The organism is Nocardioides pollutisoli (assembly GCF_040045055.1).
GTDB classification, from domain to species: domain Bacteria; phylum Actinomycetota; class Actinomycetes; order Propionibacteriales; family Nocardioidaceae; genus Nocardioides; species Nocardioides tweenelious.
The window spans coordinates 2081922-2100936 of record NZ_JBDZDU010000001.1 but is presented as its reverse complement, the minus strand read 5'-3'; the positions used below and the strand labels follow the sequence as shown (position 1 = coordinate 2100936).

19 protein-coding genes are annotated in these 19015 nt (G+C 72.1%); 10 read left to right on the top strand and 9 right to left on the bottom strand.

Annotated features, from left to right (window positions below; genetic code table 11):
• Positions 1-35 precede the first annotated feature (35 nt).
• The 8 genes from ABLE68_RS10170 to ABLE68_RS10135 all read right to left on the bottom strand — a co-directional run bounded on the left by ABLE68_RS10170 (position 36) and on the right by ABLE68_RS10135 (position 9219).
• On the bottom strand, positions 36-917 hold the full coding sequence (locus ABLE68_RS10170; protein WP_348871207.1) for a ferredoxin family protein: 882 nt from the start codon (positions 915-917) through the stop codon (positions 36-38).
• On the bottom strand, positions 917-2032 hold the full coding sequence (locus tag ABLE68_RS10165) for a cupin domain-containing protein (protein ID WP_348871206.1): 1116 nt from the start codon (positions 2030-2032) through the stop codon (positions 917-919). The genes ABLE68_RS10170 and ABLE68_RS10165 overlap by 1 nt, the downstream gene beginning before the upstream one ends.
• Positions 2033-2278, bottom strand: coding sequence for a hypothetical protein (locus tag ABLE68_RS10160; protein ID WP_348871205.1), 246 nt, complete (start codon positions 2276-2278; stop codon positions 2033-2035).
• Positions 2279-2346: 68 nt separating this feature from the next.
• Positions 2347-5277 carry a helix-turn-helix transcriptional regulator gene (locus ABLE68_RS10155; RefSeq protein ID WP_348871204.1) on the bottom strand — a complete coding sequence of 977 codons (2931 nt, stop codon included), beginning with the start codon at positions 5275-5277 and terminating at the stop codon, positions 2347-2349.
• Positions 5278-5360: 83 nt separating this feature from the next.
• Entirely contained in the window at positions 5361-5516 is a 156-nt protein-coding gene (locus ABLE68_RS10150; protein WP_348871203.1) for a hypothetical protein, read from the bottom strand.
• Positions 5517-5612: 96 nt separating this feature from the next.
• Positions 5613-6758, bottom strand: coding sequence for an imidazolonepropionase (gene hutI / locus ABLE68_RS10145; protein ID WP_348871202.1), 1146 nt, complete (start codon positions 6756-6758; stop codon positions 5613-5615).
• On the bottom strand, positions 6755-8038 hold the full coding sequence (locus tag ABLE68_RS10140; protein WP_348871201.1) for a formimidoylglutamate deiminase: 1284 nt from the start codon (positions 8036-8038) through the stop codon (positions 6755-6757). Before ABLE68_RS10140 ends, hutI begins: the two co-directional genes overlap by 4 nt.
• Positions 8035-9219 carry an allantoate amidohydrolase gene (locus tag ABLE68_RS10135; RefSeq protein ID WP_348871200.1) on the bottom strand — a complete coding sequence of 395 codons (1185 nt, stop codon included), beginning with the start codon at positions 9217-9219 and terminating at the stop codon, positions 8035-8037. Before ABLE68_RS10135 ends, ABLE68_RS10140 begins: the two co-directional genes overlap by 4 nt.
• A 10-nt stretch (positions 9220-9229) precedes the next feature.
• Here ABLE68_RS10135 and ABLE68_RS10130 point away from each other — a divergent pair, with 10 nt between their 5' ends.
• From ABLE68_RS10130 to ABLE68_RS10085, 10 genes are all read left to right on the top strand, one after another.
• Positions 9230-9874, top strand: coding sequence for a nitroreductase family protein (locus ABLE68_RS10130; protein ID WP_348871199.1), 645 nt, complete (start codon positions 9230-9232; stop codon positions 9872-9874).
• A 73-nt stretch (positions 9875-9947) separates the two neighbouring features.
• The gene (locus tag ABLE68_RS10125; protein WP_348871198.1) at positions 9948-11273 is read left to right on the top strand and encodes a M20 family peptidase; all 1326 of its coding nucleotides are present in this window, start codon (positions 9948-9950) and stop codon (positions 11271-11273) included.
• Positions 11270-12262: a hypothetical protein gene (locus ABLE68_RS10120; RefSeq protein WP_348871197.1), complete on the top strand. Its 993-nt coding sequence runs from the start codon at positions 11270-11272 to the stop codon at positions 12260-12262. The genes ABLE68_RS10125 and ABLE68_RS10120 overlap by 4 nt, the downstream gene beginning before the upstream one ends.
• Positions 12263-12275: 13 nt before the next feature.
• The gene (locus ABLE68_RS10115) at positions 12276-13742 is read left to right on the top strand and encodes an MFS transporter (protein ID WP_348871196.1); all 1467 of its coding nucleotides are present in this window, start codon (positions 12276-12278) and stop codon (positions 13740-13742) included.
• 27 nt (positions 13743-13769) lie between these two features.
• Positions 13770-14303, top strand: a complete 534-nt coding sequence (locus ABLE68_RS10110; RefSeq protein ID WP_348871195.1) for a DnaJ family domain-containing protein — start codon at positions 13770-13772, stop codon at positions 14301-14303.
• A complete protein-coding gene (locus ABLE68_RS10105) occupies positions 14300-15145 on the top strand; it encodes a 3-hydroxybutyryl-CoA dehydrogenase (RefSeq protein WP_348871194.1) in 846 nt (281 codons plus the stop codon). The genes ABLE68_RS10110 and ABLE68_RS10105 overlap by 4 nt, the downstream gene beginning before the upstream one ends.
• A 70-nt stretch (positions 15146-15215) precedes the next feature.
• The gene (locus tag ABLE68_RS10100; protein WP_348871193.1) at positions 15216-16298 is read left to right on the top strand and encodes an HpcH/HpaI aldolase/citrate lyase family protein; all 1083 of its coding nucleotides are present in this window, start codon (positions 15216-15218) and stop codon (positions 16296-16298) included.
• Positions 16295-17161: an HpcH/HpaI aldolase/citrate lyase family protein gene (locus tag ABLE68_RS10095; RefSeq protein WP_348871192.1), complete on the top strand. Its 867-nt coding sequence runs from the start codon at positions 16295-16297 to the stop codon at positions 17159-17161. The genes ABLE68_RS10100 and ABLE68_RS10095 overlap by 4 nt, the downstream gene beginning before the upstream one ends.
• Positions 17161-17598 (top strand): D-aminoacyl-tRNA deacylase, encoded by a 438-nt coding sequence (gene dtd, locus ABLE68_RS10090; RefSeq protein ID WP_348871191.1) that lies wholly within the window; start codon positions 17161-17163, stop codon positions 17596-17598. The genes ABLE68_RS10095 and dtd overlap by 1 nt, the downstream gene beginning before the upstream one ends.
• A 9-nt stretch (positions 17599-17607) precedes the next feature.
• Positions 17608-18816 (top strand): RDD family protein, encoded by a 1209-nt coding sequence (locus tag ABLE68_RS10085; protein ID WP_348871190.1) that lies wholly within the window; start codon positions 17608-17610, stop codon positions 18814-18816.
• Here ABLE68_RS10085 and ABLE68_RS10080 read toward each other — a convergent pair.
• The gene (locus tag ABLE68_RS10080; protein WP_348871189.1) at positions 18804-18995 is read right to left on the bottom strand and encodes a hypothetical protein; all 192 of its coding nucleotides are present in this window, start codon (positions 18993-18995) and stop codon (positions 18804-18806) included. The genes ABLE68_RS10085 and ABLE68_RS10080 overlap by 13 nt on opposite strands.
• Positions 18996-19015 lie beyond the last annotated feature (20 nt).

The following is a 19015-nucleotide window of genomic DNA, read 5'->3' as shown; positions in this document are numbered from 1 at the left end:
TGCGTCGCGATATCGCCAGAATCGGAGCATGTGCGTCAGGTGCGACGCACCACGCTGACCAGCTCGTGGCGCGGCAGCGGGCTCTCGGTGGCGGACTTGCAGGTCAGTCGGGCAGGGCCGCGCGGGTCGTGGGAGGTTCGGACCTGCACGGCGTACGTCGCGCCGGCGACCCGGAACTCGGCCGTGGTGATGCCGGCGTCGTTCGTGCGTCCGACCAGCCCGAGGGCGTCCTGGCGCGTCTCGCCGAGGTCGCGGCGGAGGAAGATCTCGGCGGCCTGGACCGCGTTGGGGTGGGACGATCGGCCCCGGAGGTGGTCGAGGTCGAGCTCGCCGGCCAGGTGCGACCCCGCCACGGAGATCGCGGAGACCGGGTCGAGCTGGCCGTAGTAGAGACCGTGCGGGAGCACCACCATGTTGGCCGCGAACCGGTCGCCGCCGACGTGCGAGACCTCCCACGTCTCGTCGGGGTGCGCAGCCGCCAACGCCTTCGCGACCGGCCGGCCGCGCTCGGCGCAGCAGACGTCGTGGCGGCCGTTGGTGCAGACGAAGAACGCCGACCCGTCGTGCGGCGCCAGCCCCGTCGAGCCACCGGTGCGCAGGGCACCGAGGTCGAGGTCGAGGACCTCGCGGGGGTCGGACAGACGGCCGCTCTCGAGACGCGGCGCCACGGGATCGGCGTACGCCGCGAAGACGCGCAGGCCGTCGCCGTCGGGCTTGCTGTTGAAGCGCCGGATCAGGAGGACCTTCTGCGCAAGCCCCTGCATCGAGCGGCCCAGCCCCTCGGGCAGCCGGGCGTCGCGCAGCGCCTTGTCCCCCCACGGGCCGACGTGCTCGAGGAGCAGCCACGTGCGGACGTGGGTGGCGGTACCGGCGACGGGCTCGTCCCGCAGCAGGCTCTCGGCCGCGCAACGGAACATCAGGCGATCTCCAGGAGCCCTTCGCGGACCAGGCGACGGCAGAGGACCAGGTTGCTCTGGGGATCGAGCGGCAGGTCCGCGGGCGTCACCTCGCCACGCGCGCGGATCTCGTCGAGGGCCGGGCGCACCAGCGCCGGCACGGTGAGCGTGCGATCGCCGAGCAGCACCTCGACCTGGTCGCCTCGGTCGAGCAGCACGCAGGGATGCCCGGGCCGGCGACGCAGGAGGGTCGCATCGGTGATGGCCGCGCGGCCGAGCACGTCGTGGAGACCGCCGTCGAGCCGGGGCGGCCGAGTGGTCAGGAAGCGCCGGATCTCGGTCTCGACCGCGGCCGTCGTGTCGACACGTCGTACGTCGGCGGCGAGCTGCTCGAGCCGGTCGGCGAGCGCGCCGGCCAGCGAGGACGGGTCGTCGAGGTAGCCGGCCGGCAGGTGCTCGTCGGGTACGCCGGCCAGCACCGGCTTCATCGTGCGCTCGACCAGGCCGCGCCAGGTGAGCTGGTTGATGCCGAGGGTGACGTGGAGGGACACGGTCTCCTGCGCGCGGGCGGCGTGGGGCGTGCCCGTCGGGAGGTACATCGAGAGGCCCGGCTCCAGCAGGACCTCCTCGGGGCCGTCCTGGCCGTGGACCTCCCACAGCTTGGAGCCCGCGGTCTGGAAGACGAAGACGTCGTGCGAGTCGGAGTGGACCGCGAAGCCCTGCGACCCGGGAGGCGTGAGGTACGCGTTCGCCTGGCAGGGGTGGCCGAGCTCGAGCTCCAGCTCGGCGATCAACCGGGTGAGCGGCGGCCAGTAGCGGTGCAGGCCCTGGAAGACGATGGTCGCGCCCTCGTCGAAGAGCGCGAGCGCCTTGCGGGAGTCGACCAGTCCGGTGAGGGGCTTGCCGGCGATCGTCGCGCTGCGGGTGAACGCCGACTCCGGCAGGACCGCGCCGTCCTTCGCCACCCGGATCGCGGGGGTGCGGATCGCGGTCGAGGTCAGCAGGTGGTCGGCGTCATCGAGCGAGAGCAGCCCGACCAGGTCGGCCGGGTCGGTGCGGTGCAGGTGCACGCGGGACGCCCAGACCTTCGCGAGGAAGGTCTGGGCGTCACCGCTCAGCAGGTCGAGAGCGGACACTCAGGAGTCGGTGCCGTCGCCGTCGCCACCATCGGTGCCGTCGCCGTCGCCGCCGTCCGTGCCGTCGCCGTCGCCACCATCGGTGCCGTCGCCGTCGTTGCCGTCCGTGCCGTCGCCGTCGCCGCCGTCGGTGCCATCGCCGTCGCCACCGTCGGTGCCGTCCGCGTCACCGCCGCCGCCGAGGTCGGCGCCGCCCGCGGGCGTGGTCGTCATGTCGTCGTCGCTGAGGGGCTCTTCGGGAGTCATGCGTCCTCCTGGGATCGGGAAGTCTGATGTCTCGAATCATGTACCCACGGTGGTTGCACGTACACAGGTCAGCCGATCAGTCCTCGCCGACGGGCGATCGCCGCAGCCTCGGTGCGCCCCGAGGCGTCGAGCTTGCCGAGGATGTTGGAGACGTGGACCGACACGGTCTTGGCGCTGATGAAGAGCAGCTTGCCGATCTCGCCGTTGGAGCGACCTTCCGCCACCAGCGTGAGGATCTCGGTCTCCCGGGGGGTCAGCGAGTCGGGGGCCTGCTCCTCGCGCACGGGCGTGCTCCCGAGGGCCTTCAGCTCGTCGAGCAGCGGCCGGGCGCCGAGCCGGTGCGCGGCGTCCCGGGCCAGGTCGGCGACCTCCCGGGCGCCAGCGAGGTCACCGGTGGCGCGCAGGATCCCGGCCAGGGCGGTCCGCACCTCGGCGAGCTCGTAGACGTGCCCGAAGTCCTCGAAGAGCACGACCGCGTCGCGCCACTCGCGCACGAGGTCCTCGAGCGGCGGCGCGTCGATCCCGGTCAGCCAGCGGACCCGAAGCGTCTCGGCGTCCAGCCGCTTCATCCACGCCTGGCCCTCCGGACCCCAGTGGCCGGACGGGTCGGTGTAGCGCTCGAGCACGATGTGGCCGTCGACGTTGATCTGGTTGACGCGAGCGGCGTACGCCGCACGCTCGGCGGCCGACAGGCTGGGCACGGCGCGAGCGACGGCGGCGACCGCGGCGGCACCGAGCCGGATTCGGGCGCTGAACCACGGGTGCCAGGTGCGGCCGAGCACGGCGACCACGTCGTCGTAGACCTCGACGGCGCCAGCAGCGTCAGCGGCGCGGCCCGCCTGCACCATCTCGACCGAGGCCGAGTGGATGGCGACCGCGCCCTCGCGCGCCCAGAAGCGGCGCAGCTTGCGCGTCTCCACCCCGACGTCGGCACCACGGGCCTGGAGCACGGTCATCCGGAGCACGTCGACGATCGCCTTCGGGATCGGCGGCGCCGACTCGTGGCTGAGGTCGGTCAGCGCGAGGACCTCGTCCCAGTCGCCGCGCACCACCTTGATCCAGGTGAGCTGGACCCGGGACTCGAAGGCGTACGGCGCCCACGGAACTCCTCCGCCGATGGCCCGGTCGATCGCGCTGCGGAACCACGTCTCCGACTCGTCGAACTCCGCCCAGTCCTCGAAGGAGCGACCCAGCAGGAACCGACCGCGCAGCTCGGCGTGCAGCGCATCGGACCCCTCGGCCCGCGCGACCGCGTCGATCAGGGCGGCGCGCAGTCCCTCCTTGGGGCCGGCCTTCTTCAGGCCGCTGAGCGTGGTGATCGCCTCCGAGGCGAGCTCGTGGAGGTCGAGCCGCTCGGCGAGGGCGAGGGCGTCCATGCCGACGATCTGCGCCTCGTCGTAGCGGCCCATGCCGGCGAGCACGCGGGCGTGGTTGGTGAGGACCCGCGCGCGCAGGCCGCTGTCGCCCTCGGGTGCGAGGGCGACCGCCTCGGCGGAGACCGCGACCGGGTCCTCGTCGGTGTCGATCACGATCATCACCTGGGCGCGGGCGGTGAGCATCCGGGCCCGCCACGCCGGCGGGGTCTCGGCGGGCAGCCGGCCGAGCTGCTCCTGCAGGAGGGCGTCGGCGCGCTGCGGGTCGCCGCTGGCCGTCAGGGCGTCGGCGGCACTGACGACGAGCTTGGAGAGATCGAGGTCGACCTGCTCGCAGCGTCGCGGGTCGGCGAGCAGCTCGAGCGCCTGCTGGTAGTGGTAGGCCGCCTCGTCGGGGCCGCCGACCTGGCTGGCCTCGGTGCCGGCCTGGACGCTCGCGGTCAGCGCGGTGTCGAGGTCCATCGCCAGCCGGGCGTGCCGGGCCAGCTCGGCAGCGGTGCCGCGGGCGTCGCCGGACTGGAGCGCGACGACGTACTGCGCGTGCAGCCGGACCCGCTCACCGGGCAGCAGGTCGTCGTAGACCGCCTCGCCGAGGAGTGCGTGCCGGAAGGAGTAGTGGCCGTCGCCGGCGACGAGGATGTTCATCTCGACGGCCTTGCGCAGACCCTCGTCGAGAGCAGCGCCGTCGAGGCCGGACGCAGCCGCGAGCATGTCGTGGGTGACGCGGCGGCCGGAGACGCTGGCTGCGCGGACCACCTGGCGCGCGGTGTCGTCGAGCCGGTCGACGCGGACGAGGAGCACGTCGGCGAGGTCGGCGGGGATCCAGCTGCCCGGCCCGGCGGCGGCGCTCGTGAGCTCCTCGACGAAGAACGCGTTGCCCTCGGCGCGGCCGACGATGTCGGCGAGCTCGGCCTCGGCGAGGCCCTCGGGCACGAGCTCGGCGATGAGGGCGCGGACCGCGGCCTCGGGCAGTGGCGAGAGGGCGACCCGCTGGACGTCGCGGATCCGCGACCACTCGGCGACCTGGCGGCGGAGCGGGTGGCGGCGGTGGAGGTCGTCGGCGCGGTAGGACGCCACGATCGACACCGGACCGACGAAGGGGCGGGAGAAGAGGAAGCTGAGCATGTCGCGGGTCGACTGGTCGGCCCAGTGGGTGTCCTCGATGACGAGGAGGAGTGGCGACTGCTGGGCGACGGTCTCGAGGAGGGTGTGGACGGCCTCGAAGAGGTCTCCACGGTCGACCATGGCGGTCTCGTCCGTACGCCGGTCCTCCGACCCCATGACCCGGCGACCGGGCTGGAGGCGGGCCAGCGCGGGGTGCTGGGTGGCGACGGCGTCGACGACGTCCGGGAGGTCGGTGGCGAGCCGACCAAGGACCTCGGAGAAGGGCAGGTAGGGCAGCGCACTGTCGCCGAAGTCGAGGCAGTGGCCGGCGAAGACCTGCCAGCCCAAGGTGTTGGCGAGGTCACGCAGCTCGACCAGGAGCCGGGTCTTGCCGACGCCTGCGTCGCCGGACAGCAGGACGACCCCCGGCACCACCGGGGACGAACGGACGCCGAGCAACGAAGCAATCTCCGTCAGCTCGGCGTCTCGCCCGACCAGGGTCTGGCTCGTGTGTCCTGCCACGCCGACCATGATCCCGTTTTCTGTTGTCGTCTGCTGAACCATTTGCTGGACCATCTGCTGTGCCATCTGCTGGGCCGTCCTGCTCAGCGCACCTTGGTCCAGGTGAGTCCGTCGACCTCCCGGCGTACGCCGAGCCTGCGGCGGGCGCGCCGACCCACGATGTCGGACCGGATGCGACCCAGGCGGAAGTCCATCTCGGACTTCAGGTTGTCGCGGCTCATGCTGCTGTGCTCGTACATGGTGGGCTCCTCAGCTCCTCGTTGATGAGAAGAGATTCGCCGTCTGAGGTAGCCGCCCACATCGGGCAACTGCCTTATCTGAGGTAGGCGTCCGGCTTAGACGGACCGGCCACCGATCCAGGTGCCGAGGACGAGGGGGACGCCGGGGCGGTAGGCCAGGTGCACGTGGCTCGGGGCGTCGAGTAGAACGAAGTCCGCACGGCGACCGACCGTGAGCGCGCCGACGTCGTCGCGGTCGAGGGCTCGGGCGCCGACGTACGTCGCGGCGTGGACCGCCTCGGCCGGGCTCATCCCCATCTCGCGGACGGCCAGGGCGACGCAGAAGGGCACGCTGCTGGTGAAGCAGGAGCCGGGGTTGCAGTCGGAGGCCAGCGCGACCGTCACGCCGGCGTCGAGGAGCCGGCGGGCGTCGGGGTAGGGCTGCTTGGTCGAGAACTCGACGCCGGGCAGCAGCGTGGCGATGGTGCCGCTGTCCCGCAGGGCGTCGACGTCCGCGTCGGCCAGGTAGGTGCAGTGGTCGACCGCGGCCAGGCCGAGCTCGGCTGCCAGCTGGACGCCGGGGCCGAAAGTGAGCTGGTTGGCGTGCAGACGGCCCTTCAGCCCGGCAGCTGCGCCGGCGGTCAGGATCGCGCGCGCCTGGTCGCCGTCGAAGGCACCCTGCTCGCAGAAGACGTCGATCCAGCGAGCGTGCTCCTGGGCGGCGTCGAGCATCGGACCGGTCACCAGCTCGACGTACTCCCCCGCGTCGCCCTCGGGCACGACATGGGCGCCGAGGAACGTCGTCTCCTCCGTGAACTGGCGGGCGACCGCGAGGCTGCGCGCCTCGTCGTGGACGGTCAGGCCGTAGCCGCTCTTGATCTCGACCGTCGTCGTGCCCTGGCGGCGCATCTCGCCGACCAGCCGGGCGACGTGGCTGGTGAGCTGCTCGTCGGTGGCGGCTCGAGTGGCCGCCACGGTGGTGCGGATGCCGCCGGCGGCGTACGGCGTGCCGGTCATCCGAGCCGCGAACTCCTGCGACCGCTCGCCGGCGAAGACCAGGTGGGAGTGGGAGTCGACGAAGCCGGGGAGCACGGCCCGACCGCCGGCGTCGACGAGCTCGTCGGCGGCCGGAGCCTCGTGAGCCGGGCCGACCCAGGCGATGGTGGCGCCGTCGACGACGAGCGCGGCACCCTCGACGGTCAGCGGTCCCTCGGGGTCGCTGGTGAAGAGCTCGCCGATGTTGGTGATCACGGTGCTGGTCATCGCAGGACCCTCTCGATCGCGGCGGCCAGCTCGCGGCCGATCTCCTCGTGGTCGTCGCGCGTGGCGACGACGCGGCCGTCGGCAACCACGTGGACGACGTCGGCGGCGGTGGCCGCGAACGCGGCGGTGTTCGCGTCGGCCCCGGTGCCGGCGGTGCGGATCGTCGCGGTGTCGATCGTGACCAGGTCGGCGCGCTCGCCGACGGCGATCCGGCCGGCGTCGGCGAAGCCCAGGCTGTCGTGGGCCGTGCCGGCGGAGATGAGCTCGCTCGCCGTCCAGTGCCCGCGCTGGTGAGTCGCGAGCCGCTCGTCCATCTCGAGAGCGCGCATCTCCTCGAACGGGTCGATCACCGCGTGGCTGTCCGAGCCCAAGGTGATCGGGCTGCCCGCGAGCTGCAGCGCCCGGCCGGGGCCGATGCCGTCGCCGAGGTCGCGCTCGGTCGTCGGGCAGAAGCAGGAACGGGTCCGGCTCTGGCCGAGATGGGTGATGTCGGCCCCGGTCAGGTGGGTGGCGTGCACGGCGGTCGTCATCGGACCGAGCGCCCCGGCGTGGTGGAGCAGCTGGGTCGGGGTCACGCCGTACGTCGCGAGGCAGGCGTCGTTCTCGGCGACCTGCTCGGAGAGGTGGACGTGGAGCGGTCTGCCTGCGGCCGCCTCGACGACGGTCGCGAGCTGGTCGCGCGGGACGGCGCGGACGGAGTGGATGGCGGCTCCCACGTGGTCGTGCTCGATGGCCGCGACCCGCTCGGCCCAGCGAGCGGCGTTGCCGTCGGAGTAGCGGACCTGGACGCCCTCGGGGAACCGGCCGAACCCCGCGCTCAGGTAGCAGGTGTCGAGCAGCGCGATCCGGATCCCGGCCTCCTGCGCGGCCATGACCAGCGCGTGGCCCATCGCGTTGGCATCGGCGTACGGCGTGCCGTCCGGCTGGTGGTGGAGGTAGTGGAACTCGCCCACGCTCGTGATCCCCGCCGCCGCCATCTCGCGGTAGGTCGCCCGGGCGAGCTCGAAGTAGCTGTCCGGGTCGAGCCGCCCCGCCACGGCATACATCTGCTCGCGCCAGGTCCAGAACGTTCCCAGCTCGCGCTGGGTCCGACCCCGCAGCGCCCGGTGGAAGGCGTGGCTGTGGCAGTTCGCGAAGCCGGGGAGGGTGAGGCCCGCCAGGAAGGTGCCGTCGACCGAGCCGGGAGTCACGGAGGTGAAGCGACCGTCCTCGATCTCGACGCGGACGTCGTCCTGCACGGCACCGTCCACCCATGCCCGCTCCAAGAGGTACGTCGTCACCGCGTCAGCCGATCCAGCGTGTCCGCCAGGGCCGAGACGCCGACCAGGCAGTCGGGCATCTCGGCGTGCTCGACCGGTGAGTGGGACACCCCGGTCGGGTTGCGCACGAAGAGCATCGCGGTGGGGATGCCCGCGGCCGAGAGGATGCCGGCGTCGTGGCCGGCCTGGGTCGCGATGATCGGCCAGTCGCCGCCCTCGTGGTCGGCAGCGATCGACTCCGCGAGCGTCGGCGAGAAGGCCACGGCTCCCGAGACCGACTCCGCGGTCACCTCGAGCGAGGTGCCGTCGCGCCCGGCCCGCTCCGAACCCTGCCGGGTGATCTCGTCGACCAGCGACGACAGCGCTGCCTCCGACGAGCAGCGGGCGTCCAGCCAGGCAGTCACCCGCGACGGCACCGCGTTGGTGCCGTTGGGCTCGACCGAGACCCGGCCGAAGGTCGCGCGCTGGCCGGCCAGCCGCGCCTGCTTGTTGGCCGCCAGCGCGGTCATCGCGTAGGTCAGCATCGGGTCCTGCCGGTCCTCCATGCGTGTGGTGCCGGCGTGGTTCGCCGCCCCCGTGAAGTCGAAGCGGTAGCGCCCGTGCGGCCAGATCTCGCTGCCCACCCCGATCGCCGCGCCCCGGTCGACCAGGTCCCGGCCCTGCTCCACGTGCAGCTCGACGAACGTGCCCACGGAGGAGAGCAGCGTCGAGGTGCCGCCCTCGATCACGTCGCCGACACGCACGCCGTCGCGATCCGCCAGCTCCCGCGCCGTCGACCACGGGGTCGACCCGGTCGCCAGCCGCGAGCCGAGGCAGGCCAGCCCGAAGCGCGAGCCCTCCTCCTCGACGAAGACCGACACCCCGACCGGCCGCGACGGTACGACGCCGCGCGAGCGCATCAGGTCGATCGCAGCCAGCGCCGAGACCACGCCGAGCGGGCCGTCGTACGCCCCACCGTCGAGCACGGAGTCGAGGTGCGAGCCGGTGAGCACCGCCGGGCCGGATCCGGCATCCCACCAGCCCACGACGTTGCCGAAGACGTCGCTCTCGATCCGCAGCCCGCGCGCGGCGCACTGCTCGACGAACCACGCCGACAGCTCGCGCTCGGGAGTGGTGAAGGGCTGGCGGAAGTAGCCGCCGGAAGCGGCCGCCCGTCCCACGGGAGCGAGGTCGCTCCACATCCGCTCGAAGTCGTCAGGCACGCTGGGCTCCATGGAGTTCCAAGACGTCGTCCGCCGCCGCCGGATGATCCGCGACTACGCGACCACGCCCGTCGACCCGGCGATCATCGACCTCGCGCTGCGCAACGCGACCCGTGCACCCAACGCCGGCTTCAGCCAGGGCTGGGCGTTCCTGGTGCTCGACACCCCGGACGACGTACGGCGCTTCTGGGAGGCGACCGCCGACGACATCGAGCACCCCGACCAGTGGCTGACCGGCATGATGCGCGCGCCCGTGGTGATCCTGCCGTGCTCCAGCAAGGCGGCCTACCTGCAGCGCTACGCCGAGCCCGACAAGGGCTGGACCGACCAGGACGAGGCGCGCTGGCCCAAGCCCTTCTGGGACATGGACACCGCGATGGCCGCGCTGCTGATCCTGCAGACGGCGACCGACGCCGGCCTGGGGTCCTGCTTCATCGGCATCCCGCCGGACAAGGACGCGGCGGTGCGCGCGGCCTTCGGCATCCCCGACGACTTCGACCCGGTCGGTGTGGTCACGATCGGGCACCACCCGGAGACCGAGGGCGACGGGGCCGCCGGCTCGCCGACGCGACGAGGCCGCAAGCCGGTCGCGGACCTGGTTCATCGCGGGCGCTGGACACACGACGGGGGACACGGGTCCAGTCCATCGGCGTGAGGTCCCGGGGTCAACGAGCGACACCCAACCCGGGTCTCGCATCCGAGACCCGCGTGCCGGTTAGGCTCGCTCGGTGACCCACCCCGCCGTGACCAGGTTGCAGACGCTGGTCCGCATCCCGACCGTGTCCGACCGCGACTGGTCGCTGGTCGACACCGACGCGTTCGACCTGTTCGTCGCCGAGCTGGCGCGGCTCTACCCCCTGGTCCACGAGCACCTCGAGCTGACCCGGGTCGACACCCACGGCCTCCTCTTCCGCTGGGCCGGGCGGAGCAGCGAGCGGCCGGCCGTGCTGATGGCCCACCTCGACGTCGTCCCCGTCGAGGCGGACGCGCCGTGGCAGCACCCGCCCTTCGGCGCCGAGATCCACGACGGCGCGGTCTGGGGCCGCGGCACCCTCGACGACAAGGGACCGCTCGTCGGGATCTGCGAGGCCGTCGAGGCCCTGCTCGCCGAGGGCTTCACCCCCGCCCAGGACGTCTGGCTCTCCTTCGGCTGCAACGAGGAGGTCTCGGGGACGGCGGCCACGCTCGCGGTCGAGGAGCTCGTACGCCGAGGCGTGCAGCCGTGGTTCGTGGTCGACGAGGGCGGCGCGATCGCCGCCGAGGCGTTCCCCGGGGTGGCCGCCCCGATCGGGGTGGTCGGCGTGACCGAGAAGGGCGTGACGTCCGTCCAGCTGCGCGTCGACGGACGCGGCGGGCACGCGTCCACGCCCGCGAAGATGGGCCCGACCGCCCGTCTCGCCCGGGCGATCACCCGCCTCGACCGGTCGCCGATGCCGGCGAGCATCCCCGACCCGACGCTCGAGCTCTTCCGCCGGATGGGTCCGCACGCCTCGGCCGCGCTCCGTCCGCTGCTCGGCAACGCCACCAAGCTGAAGCCGCTGGTGACCCGCGTCCTGATCGCCGCCGGCCCCGAGCCGGCTGCGATGACTCGCACGACGTTCGCGATCACCACGCTCTCCGGCTCGCCCGCGCTCAACGTCATCGCGAGCACCGCCCGCGCCGGCGTCAACATCCGGATCATGGTCGGCGACACCGTCGCCGGCGTCCTCGAGCACGTGCGCAAGGCGATCGATGACGACCAGGTGCAGATCGAGGTCGTCGAGCAGAACGAGCCGAGCCCGGTCTCGCCGTACGACGACGAGGCGTTCCGCCTGCTCGAGTGCTGCATCACCGAGGTCTTCCCGGACTCGTTCCCGGCGCCGTACGTGATGATGGCCGCCACCGACTCCCGCTTCTTCACGAGGATCTGCGACCGCGTCTACCGGTTCGCGCCGTTCCGGATGGACAAGGCGCAGCGCCAGTCGATCCACTCGTACGACGAGCACCTCGGTGTCGACGCGTTCCTCGACGGGATCCGCTGGTACCGCCGCCTCATCGAGAGCCTGCCTGCATGATCCGTCGCCTGCTCCTGCTGCTCGTGTTCGTCCTCGTGGCGGCCGGGTGCACGAGCGGCTCCGACGAGGGGACACCGGCAGCCGATCGGGAGCCCGGTCGCGCCGGCTGCCACGGCGTGACCTACGACCAGGTCCGCGGCGCCAGGCTCCACTACGGACCGACGGTGCTGCCGACCTACCCGGGCAGCAACACCCTGTGCGCGGCGTACTGGCTGGCCGGCGCCGACAACCGCTTCACCCCGCAGGGCCTGGCGCTCGACGGGGACACGGTGTGGGTCAGCGGCTTCCGCTACGACAACCAGGTCGGCGACCGCCAGTGCGTGCTGATGCAGGTGTCGAAGCGGACCGGCAAGCGGATCACCGGCATCACCCCGATCGAGGGTGCGGTCCCCGGCCGCGAGACGACGTACTGCCGGCACGGCGGCGGTCTCGCCATCACCGACGAGGGCCTGTGGGTGCTGGAGACGATGCGGCTCTGGCTGCTCGACCCCGACCTCGTCGGCACCGACCAGAACCCGGTCGAGCGGGTCTGGAGCATCGTCAAGCCGTTGCGCGGTTCGTCGCTCGTCGACGCCGACGGGCAGCTCGGCATCGGGTCCTTCAACTTCGACGGCCGGCGCGGCGACGTCGAGTGGTTCCGCATCGACGACCTCATGCAGCCGGGCGTCATCGAGATCGCGTCGAGCAACGCCGACCACCGCTCGCGCGGGATCCGCTGGCTGCAGGGCGGCACCCAGACCGACCGCGGCCTCTACCTCACGCAGAGCAACACACGGTGTGGGATCCTGCGGCTGCCGAGCGGTCGTCGGGTCGCCGTCGCCCCGGGCACCGAGGACCTGGAGTTCGACCCGCACGGTGACCTCTGGACGGTGGCCGAGGCGGGCGCGAAGATCTACCAGCGCGAGGGTGGGCGGCTGATGGTCCCGCACCTGGCGCGGTACGACGCACGGGCGCTGCTCCGGGGGCCCCGACCCAGCTGTGACCTGTGAGAGGACGTCCCCGATGACCAGTGCCCCGAGCGGCGCACCCCGTGCGCTCGACCCCCGGGCCCGCAGTCTCTTCGCGATCGTCGGCTTCCTCGTCTGCGTCGAGCTCGCGAGCGGTGTCCTGCAGGGCTACTACACGCCGATCTTCAGCGACATCGCCGACCACCTCGGCATCGCGGACGCCGACGTCAACTGGTTCGAGGCCGCGCAGCTGATCGTGTCGGCGCTCGTCGTACCCCCGCTCGCGCGGATGGGCGACCTGGTCGGCCACAAGAAGGTCCTGCTGCTCTCGACGGCCGTCACCGCCCTCGGCTCCTGGGTGATGGCCTTCGCGCCGTCCTTCTCGACCTTCCTCGTCGGCTCCGCCCTGCAGGGGGCGTACGTCGTCTGGCTGCCGCTCGAGGTCGCCATCATCTACCGGCGTACGGCGGGCACCGGCCGTCAGCACGCGCTGACCCGTCGCGCCGCCGGCATCCTGGTCGGCGCGCTGGAGCTCGCCGTGATCATCGGCGCGGTCACCTCGGGAGCGCTCGTCGAGGCGACCTCGATGACCGTGCTGCTCGCCCTGCCGGCCATCGTCGTGACGGCGGTCCTCGTGGTGATCTGGTTCGGCATCGAGGACATGGAGGGCACCGCCACCGGCGGCATCGACGTCGGCGGCCTGCTTCTCATCACGGCGTCGATCGGCCTGGTGATGGGCGGCCTGATCGTGGTGCGGGCGCAGGGCGTGGACAGCCTCCTCGCCTGGCTGCTGGTGGCCCTCGGCCTGCTGTCGCTGCTGCCGTTCACCCGCTACGAGCTCGGCCAGGAGGAGCCGCTGATCGACGTCCGCCTGCTGCGCACCCCGGGTCAGTGGCCGGTGCAGCTCACGGCGTTCCTCTTCGGCATGTCGGTGCTCGGCGCGCAGATCCCGCTGTCGACGTTCGCGCGCACCGATCCCGACGTCGCGGGCTACGGCCTCGGCGCGAGCGCCGGCTTCGTGTCGACGCTGATCGGCGTCTACGTCATCTTCCTGGCGATCGGCGCGTTCACGCTGCCGCTGACGACACGCCTGGTCGGCCCGCGCAACGCGCTGGTCTGCTCGTCGCTGCTCGTCGCCCTCGGCTACGCCCTGTGGCTGCCCTTCCACCACGAGACCTGGCAGGCGCTGATCAACATGGCGGTCGCCGGACTCGGGTCGGGCGCGCTGGTCGCCGCCCTGCCCGCCACAGCCGCCGCCGCGGCCCCGCCCGAGCGCACCGGCTTCGCGACCGGCATGACCAACGCGACCAAGACCATCGGCGGCGCGATCGCCTCCGCGATCTTCGCGATCGCGCTCTCGGCGACCGGCACCATCGACGACCCGACCGAGGGCCACGCCCCGCTGTCGGGCTACCTCACCGTGTGGTCGGTCTGCGCGGTGGCGGCCCTGCTCGCCGCCCTGGCGCTGCTCAAGCTGCCGAAGAACGTCGCCGAGGAGCCCGCCGTACCGCTCGTTCAGTAACCTGGACCGGGCAGGAGGTGGTGCCCGATGCCCGATGAGCCCGAGCAGGACCAGCCCCGTAGCCGCGAGGCCGACCGGGCAGCTGCCGCCGCCCGGATCCAGCATCAGAACACCTGGGTCGACCTGCAGATCCGGCAGGCGCAGGAGCGCGGGGCGTTCGACAACCTGGCCGGCGCCGGCAAGCCGATCGAGGGGCTCGGGACCGAGCACGACCCGGACTGGTGGGTGAAGAAGCTGGTCGAGCGCGAGCGGATCGTCGTGCTCCCGCCCAGCATCGCGCTGCGCAAGGAGGACGCCGAGCTCGACGAGCGCCTCGACAAGATCAACGTCGAGCGCGACGTACGCCGCGAGGTCGAGGACTTCAACGAGCGCGTGATCAAGGCGCGCTACTCCCTCAGCCAGGGGCCGCCGCTGATCACGATGCCCCGCGACGTCGACGCCACGATCGCCGCCTGGGCCGATCGTCGAGCCGCCCGCCGCGTACGCCGGACCGAACCCGCCGCACCGCCTCCGAAGCGGCACTGGTGGAATCGACGCTCCAAGAACGAGGGAGAAGCATGAAGAACGTGGCAGTGGTCGGCGGCGGCCTGATGGGGTCGGGCATCGCCGAGGTCAGCGCCCGCGCCGGGCACGACGTGATCGTGATCGAGTCCACCGAGGACGCCGCGAAGGTGGCGCTCGGCCGGCTGGAGAAGTCGCTGGTCCGGGCCGAGTCCAAGGGCAAGATCGCATCGGCGTCCGACGTGCTCTCCCTGATCCGGGTCGAGACCGACCTGGATGCCGTGGCCGACCGCGAGGTCGTGGTCGAGGCGATCGTCGAGGACGAGGCCGCCAAGGTCTCGCTCTTCAAGTCGCTCGACACGATCGTCGAGGCGCCCGACGCGATCCTGGCGTCCAACACCTCCTCGATCCCGATCATGAAGCTCGGCGTCGTCACGTCGCGGCCGACCCAGGTCATCGGCATCCACTTCTTCAACCCGGTGCCGGTGCTGCAGCTCGTCGAGCTCGTCCCGTCGCTGCTGACCTCCGACGACACGACCGCCCGTTCCCGCGCCTGGGTCGAGGGCTCGCTGGGCAAGCAGGCGATCGACTGCCAGGACCGCGCGGGCTTCGTCGTCAACGCGCTGCTGATCCCCTTCATCCTCTCCGCGATCCGGATGATGGAGTCCGGCTTCGCCACCGCCGAGGACATCGACCGCGGCCTCGTGCTCGGCGCCGCCCACCCGCAGGGGCCGCTCGCGCTGGCCGACCTGATCGGCCTCGACACCACCAAGGCCGTCGCCGAGTCGCTCTACGAGGAGTTCAAGGAGCCGCTGTACGCCGCTCCCCCGCTCCTCCAGCGGATGGTCGACGCGGGTCTGCTCGGTCGCAAGTCCGGCCGCGGCTTCTACACCTACTCCTGAGTCTCACGCGCGCCACGGCTGTCAGATCCGTCATACCGACGAGTAGCAATCCGCTGCTACGTTCCGGCCCATGAGTGGATCGCGCAGTGCCAAGGACTTCTTCCGACCCCTCGCGGTGGGGGCGCCGACACCGTTGACGGAGATCCCGGCACGCCCGAGCCGGGCGATCCACTTCTTCGACCCGAGCAACGCGAAGATGGCCGCCAAGATCCCGGACATGGTCGGCACCGTCGACGTCCTGCTCGGCAACCTCGAGGACGCGATCAAGGCCGACAACAAGCTGGCCGCCCGTCAGGGCCTGGTCGACATCGCCAAGAGCACCGACTTCGGTCCCACGCAGCTGTGGACCCGGATCAACTCGCTCGACAGCCCGTGGGCGCTCGACGACCTGACCACCCTGGTCACCGAGATCGGCGACAAGCTCGACGTCGTCATGGTGCCGAAGGTGCAGGGCGCCGAGGACATCCACTACGTCGACCGGCTGCTCGCCCAGCTCGAGGCCAAGGCCGGCCTGGACCGGCCGATCCTCGTCCACGCGATCCTCGAGACCGCCCGCGGCGTCGCGAGCGTCGAGGAGATCTGCGGCGCCAGCCCGCGCATGCAGGGCATCTCGCTCGGCCCGGCCGACCTCGCGGCCGACCGCCGGATGAAGACCACCCGCGTCGGTGGCGGCCACCCCGGCTACCTGGTCCGCCAGGACCCGCCCAAGAACGAGCTCGGCGTCGCCGACTACGACGCCGCGCGTACGACGTACCAGCAGGACCTCTGGCACTACACGATCGCCCGGATGGTCGATGCCTGCGCAATGCACGGCATCTACCCCTACTACGGCCCGTTCGGGGACATCACCGACGTGGTCGCCTGCGAGGACCAGTTCCGCAACGCCTTCCTGCTCGGCTGCGTCGGCACCTGGAGCCTGCACCCCAAGCAGATCGCCATCGCCAACCGGGTCTTCAGCCCGAGCGTCGAGGACGTCGCGCACGCGCGCCGCGTCGTCGCGGCCATGGGTGACGGCACCGGCGCGGTGATGCTCGACGGCAAGATGGAGGACGACGCCTCCCTCAAGCAGTGCCTCGTGATGGTCGAGCTCGCCGAGCAGCTCGCCGCGATCGACCCCGACCTCAAGGCGGCGTACGAAGGGATCGAGGCATGAGCGAGTTCACCCCGCTGCGCAGCGTCCTCTACATGCCCAGCTCCAACGCCAAGGCGCTGGAGAAGGCCAAGACCCTGCCGATCGACGCCGTCATCTTCGACCTCGAGGACGCCGTCGCCCCCGACGCCAAGCCCGCCGCCCGCGAGGCCGCGGCCGCCGCGGTGAGCAGCGGTGAGTACGGCCGGCGCACCCTCACCATCCGCGCCAACGGCATCGGCACCGAGTGGCACGACGCCGACATCGTCGCCGCGGCCCAGGCCGGGCCGGACGCGGTCGTCGTGCCGAAGGTCAACAGCGCCGCCGAGGTGCAGCAGCTCGTGGCCGCCCTCGAGAAGGCGGGAGCCCCCGACCACACCAAGCTGTGGGCGATGGTCGAGACCCCGGTCGCGATCCTCGACGCCCTCGCGATCGCCCGCGCGAGCGAGCGGCTCACGGCGTTCGTGCTCGGCACCAACGACCTCGTCAAGGAGCTGTACGCCGAGCACGTGCCCGGCCGCGCGCCGATCCTGCCCAGCCTCCACACCGCACTGCTCGCCGCCCGCGCGGCGGGCATCGCGATCCTCGACGGCGTCTACAACGACGTGAAGGACACCGAGGGCTTCCTGGCGGAGTGCGAGCAGGGCCGTCAGATGGGCTTCGACGGCAAGACGCTGATCCACCCCGGTCAGGTCGAGGGCGCCAACGCCGCCTTCGCTCCCAGTGAGCAGGCGGTCGAGGACGCCCGCGGCCTCATCCAGGCCTTCGAGGACGGGAAGGGCTCAGGCGTCGTGACCTACAACGGTCGGATGGTCGAGAACCTCCACGTCGAGTCGGCCCGCCGCACCCTCGACATCCACGAGGCGATCCAGGCCCTGCAGGGCTGATGAGAGCCGTCGTCCAGCGCGTCCTCGGCGCCAGCGTGGTCGTCGACGGCGAGACCGTCGGCGCGATCGAGGGTGCCGGGCTGCTGGTCTACCTCGGCGTCACCCACGACGACGGCCCCGGCGACGTCACCTGGATCGCGCGCAAGATCTGGGACCTGCGCATCCTGCGCGACGAGCAGTCCGCGTCCGACGTACACGCCCCCGTCCTCGTGGTCAGCCAGTTCACGCTGTACGGCGACGCCCGCAAGGGCCGGCGCCCCACGTGGCAGGCCGCGGCGCCCGGCCCGGTGAGCGAGCCGATGTACGACGCGGTCTGCGCGGAGCTCCGCACCCTCGGCGCCGAGGTCGCGACCGGTGTCTTCGGCGCGGACATGGCCGTCACGTCGGTCAACGACGGGCCGATCACGATGATCCTGGAAAGCCCCGCGACCCGATAGCGTCCGATCATGGCGGACACCGGATCGGAGGGCCGCGGGCTCCTCCACCGGATCACCGGCGGAGTCACCGGCCGGATGGTCGACCTCGTCGACCCCGACATCCTGCTGGACCAGGTCGACGTCGACGCGCTGATCTCCCGGATCGACGCCGACGCCCTCCTCGCGCGGATCGACATGAACGCGCTGCTGGCCCGGGTCGACCTCAACGAGCTGCTCGGCCGGATCGAGCCGGACGTCCTGCTCGACCGCGTCGACATGGACGCCCTGCTCGCCCGCGTCGACGTGGACGCGCTCCTGGCGCGGATCGACCCCAACGACTTGATGGCCCGCGTCGACGTCGGTGCTCTGCTGGCCCGGGTCGACCCCGACGAGCTGATGTCCCGCGTCGACCCCGACGCGCTCATCGGCCGCGTGGACATGAACGCGCTGCTCGACCGCGTCGACCTCAACGCCCTGCTCAGCAAGGTCGACATCGAGGCCCTGCTGGCCGACGTCGACCTCGAGGGGCTCGTCCGGCGGTCAGGCGTGCCGCAGCTGGTCGCGGAGAGCACCAACCAGCTCGCCGGCTCCGCCATCGACCTCGTACGCCGCCAGCTCGTCGCGCTCGACGTGATCATCGACCGCTTCCTCTGCCGGCTGCTGCGTCGCGACCCCGACACCCAGCCGGTCGGGCCGCCTCTCCTGCTGGCGCCGCCGGCGGGACCCGACGACCAGCCACGGCTCTCCGTCAGCGGCCACTACGCCGGAGCCGTCACGCGGGCGTCGTCCGCCGCCCTGGACGTCGCGATCATCACCACGTCGTACACCCTCGGCATCGCCGGGCTCACCTTCCTCCTGAACATCTTCACCAACCGCTCCGTCGACGACCTCGACGGCAGCGGGCCCCTGGCCATCGCCGCCCTGGCGGTCTGGGCGTTCATCTACTCGTTCACGTCGCACGCCGTCGCCGGTCGCACGCTGGGCAAGGGCATCGTCGGCATCCGCGTGGTGGGCGCCGACGGCAGTCCGCTGACCGTCCGGCAGGCCTTCGTCCGCACGCTCGCCTTCCCGATCAGCGCGCTGCTGTTCGGCATCGGCTTCCTGATGATCCTGGTGCAGCGCGAGCACCGCGCCCTGCACGACCTGGTCGCCGGCACCTGCTCGGTCTACGACTGGGGCGAGCGGGCCGCCGAGATGCCGGGCCCGCTCTCGGCGTTCCTCGCGCGTCAGTCCGCCTGAGCCGGGGCGAACTCCGCGTCCCGCAGGAACGCGAGCACCTTCTCGGCGGGCATCTCGCAGGGCCGCAGCTCCGGTCCGGCGTCGGCGAGGTAGACGTTGGTGCTGACCACGTCGGTGCCGCCGAGCTCCTCGGCGTAGACCGACACGGCACGTCCGTCGGCGCGCAGCGTCTTGGTCACGCCGTAGCGACGGCCGGCGT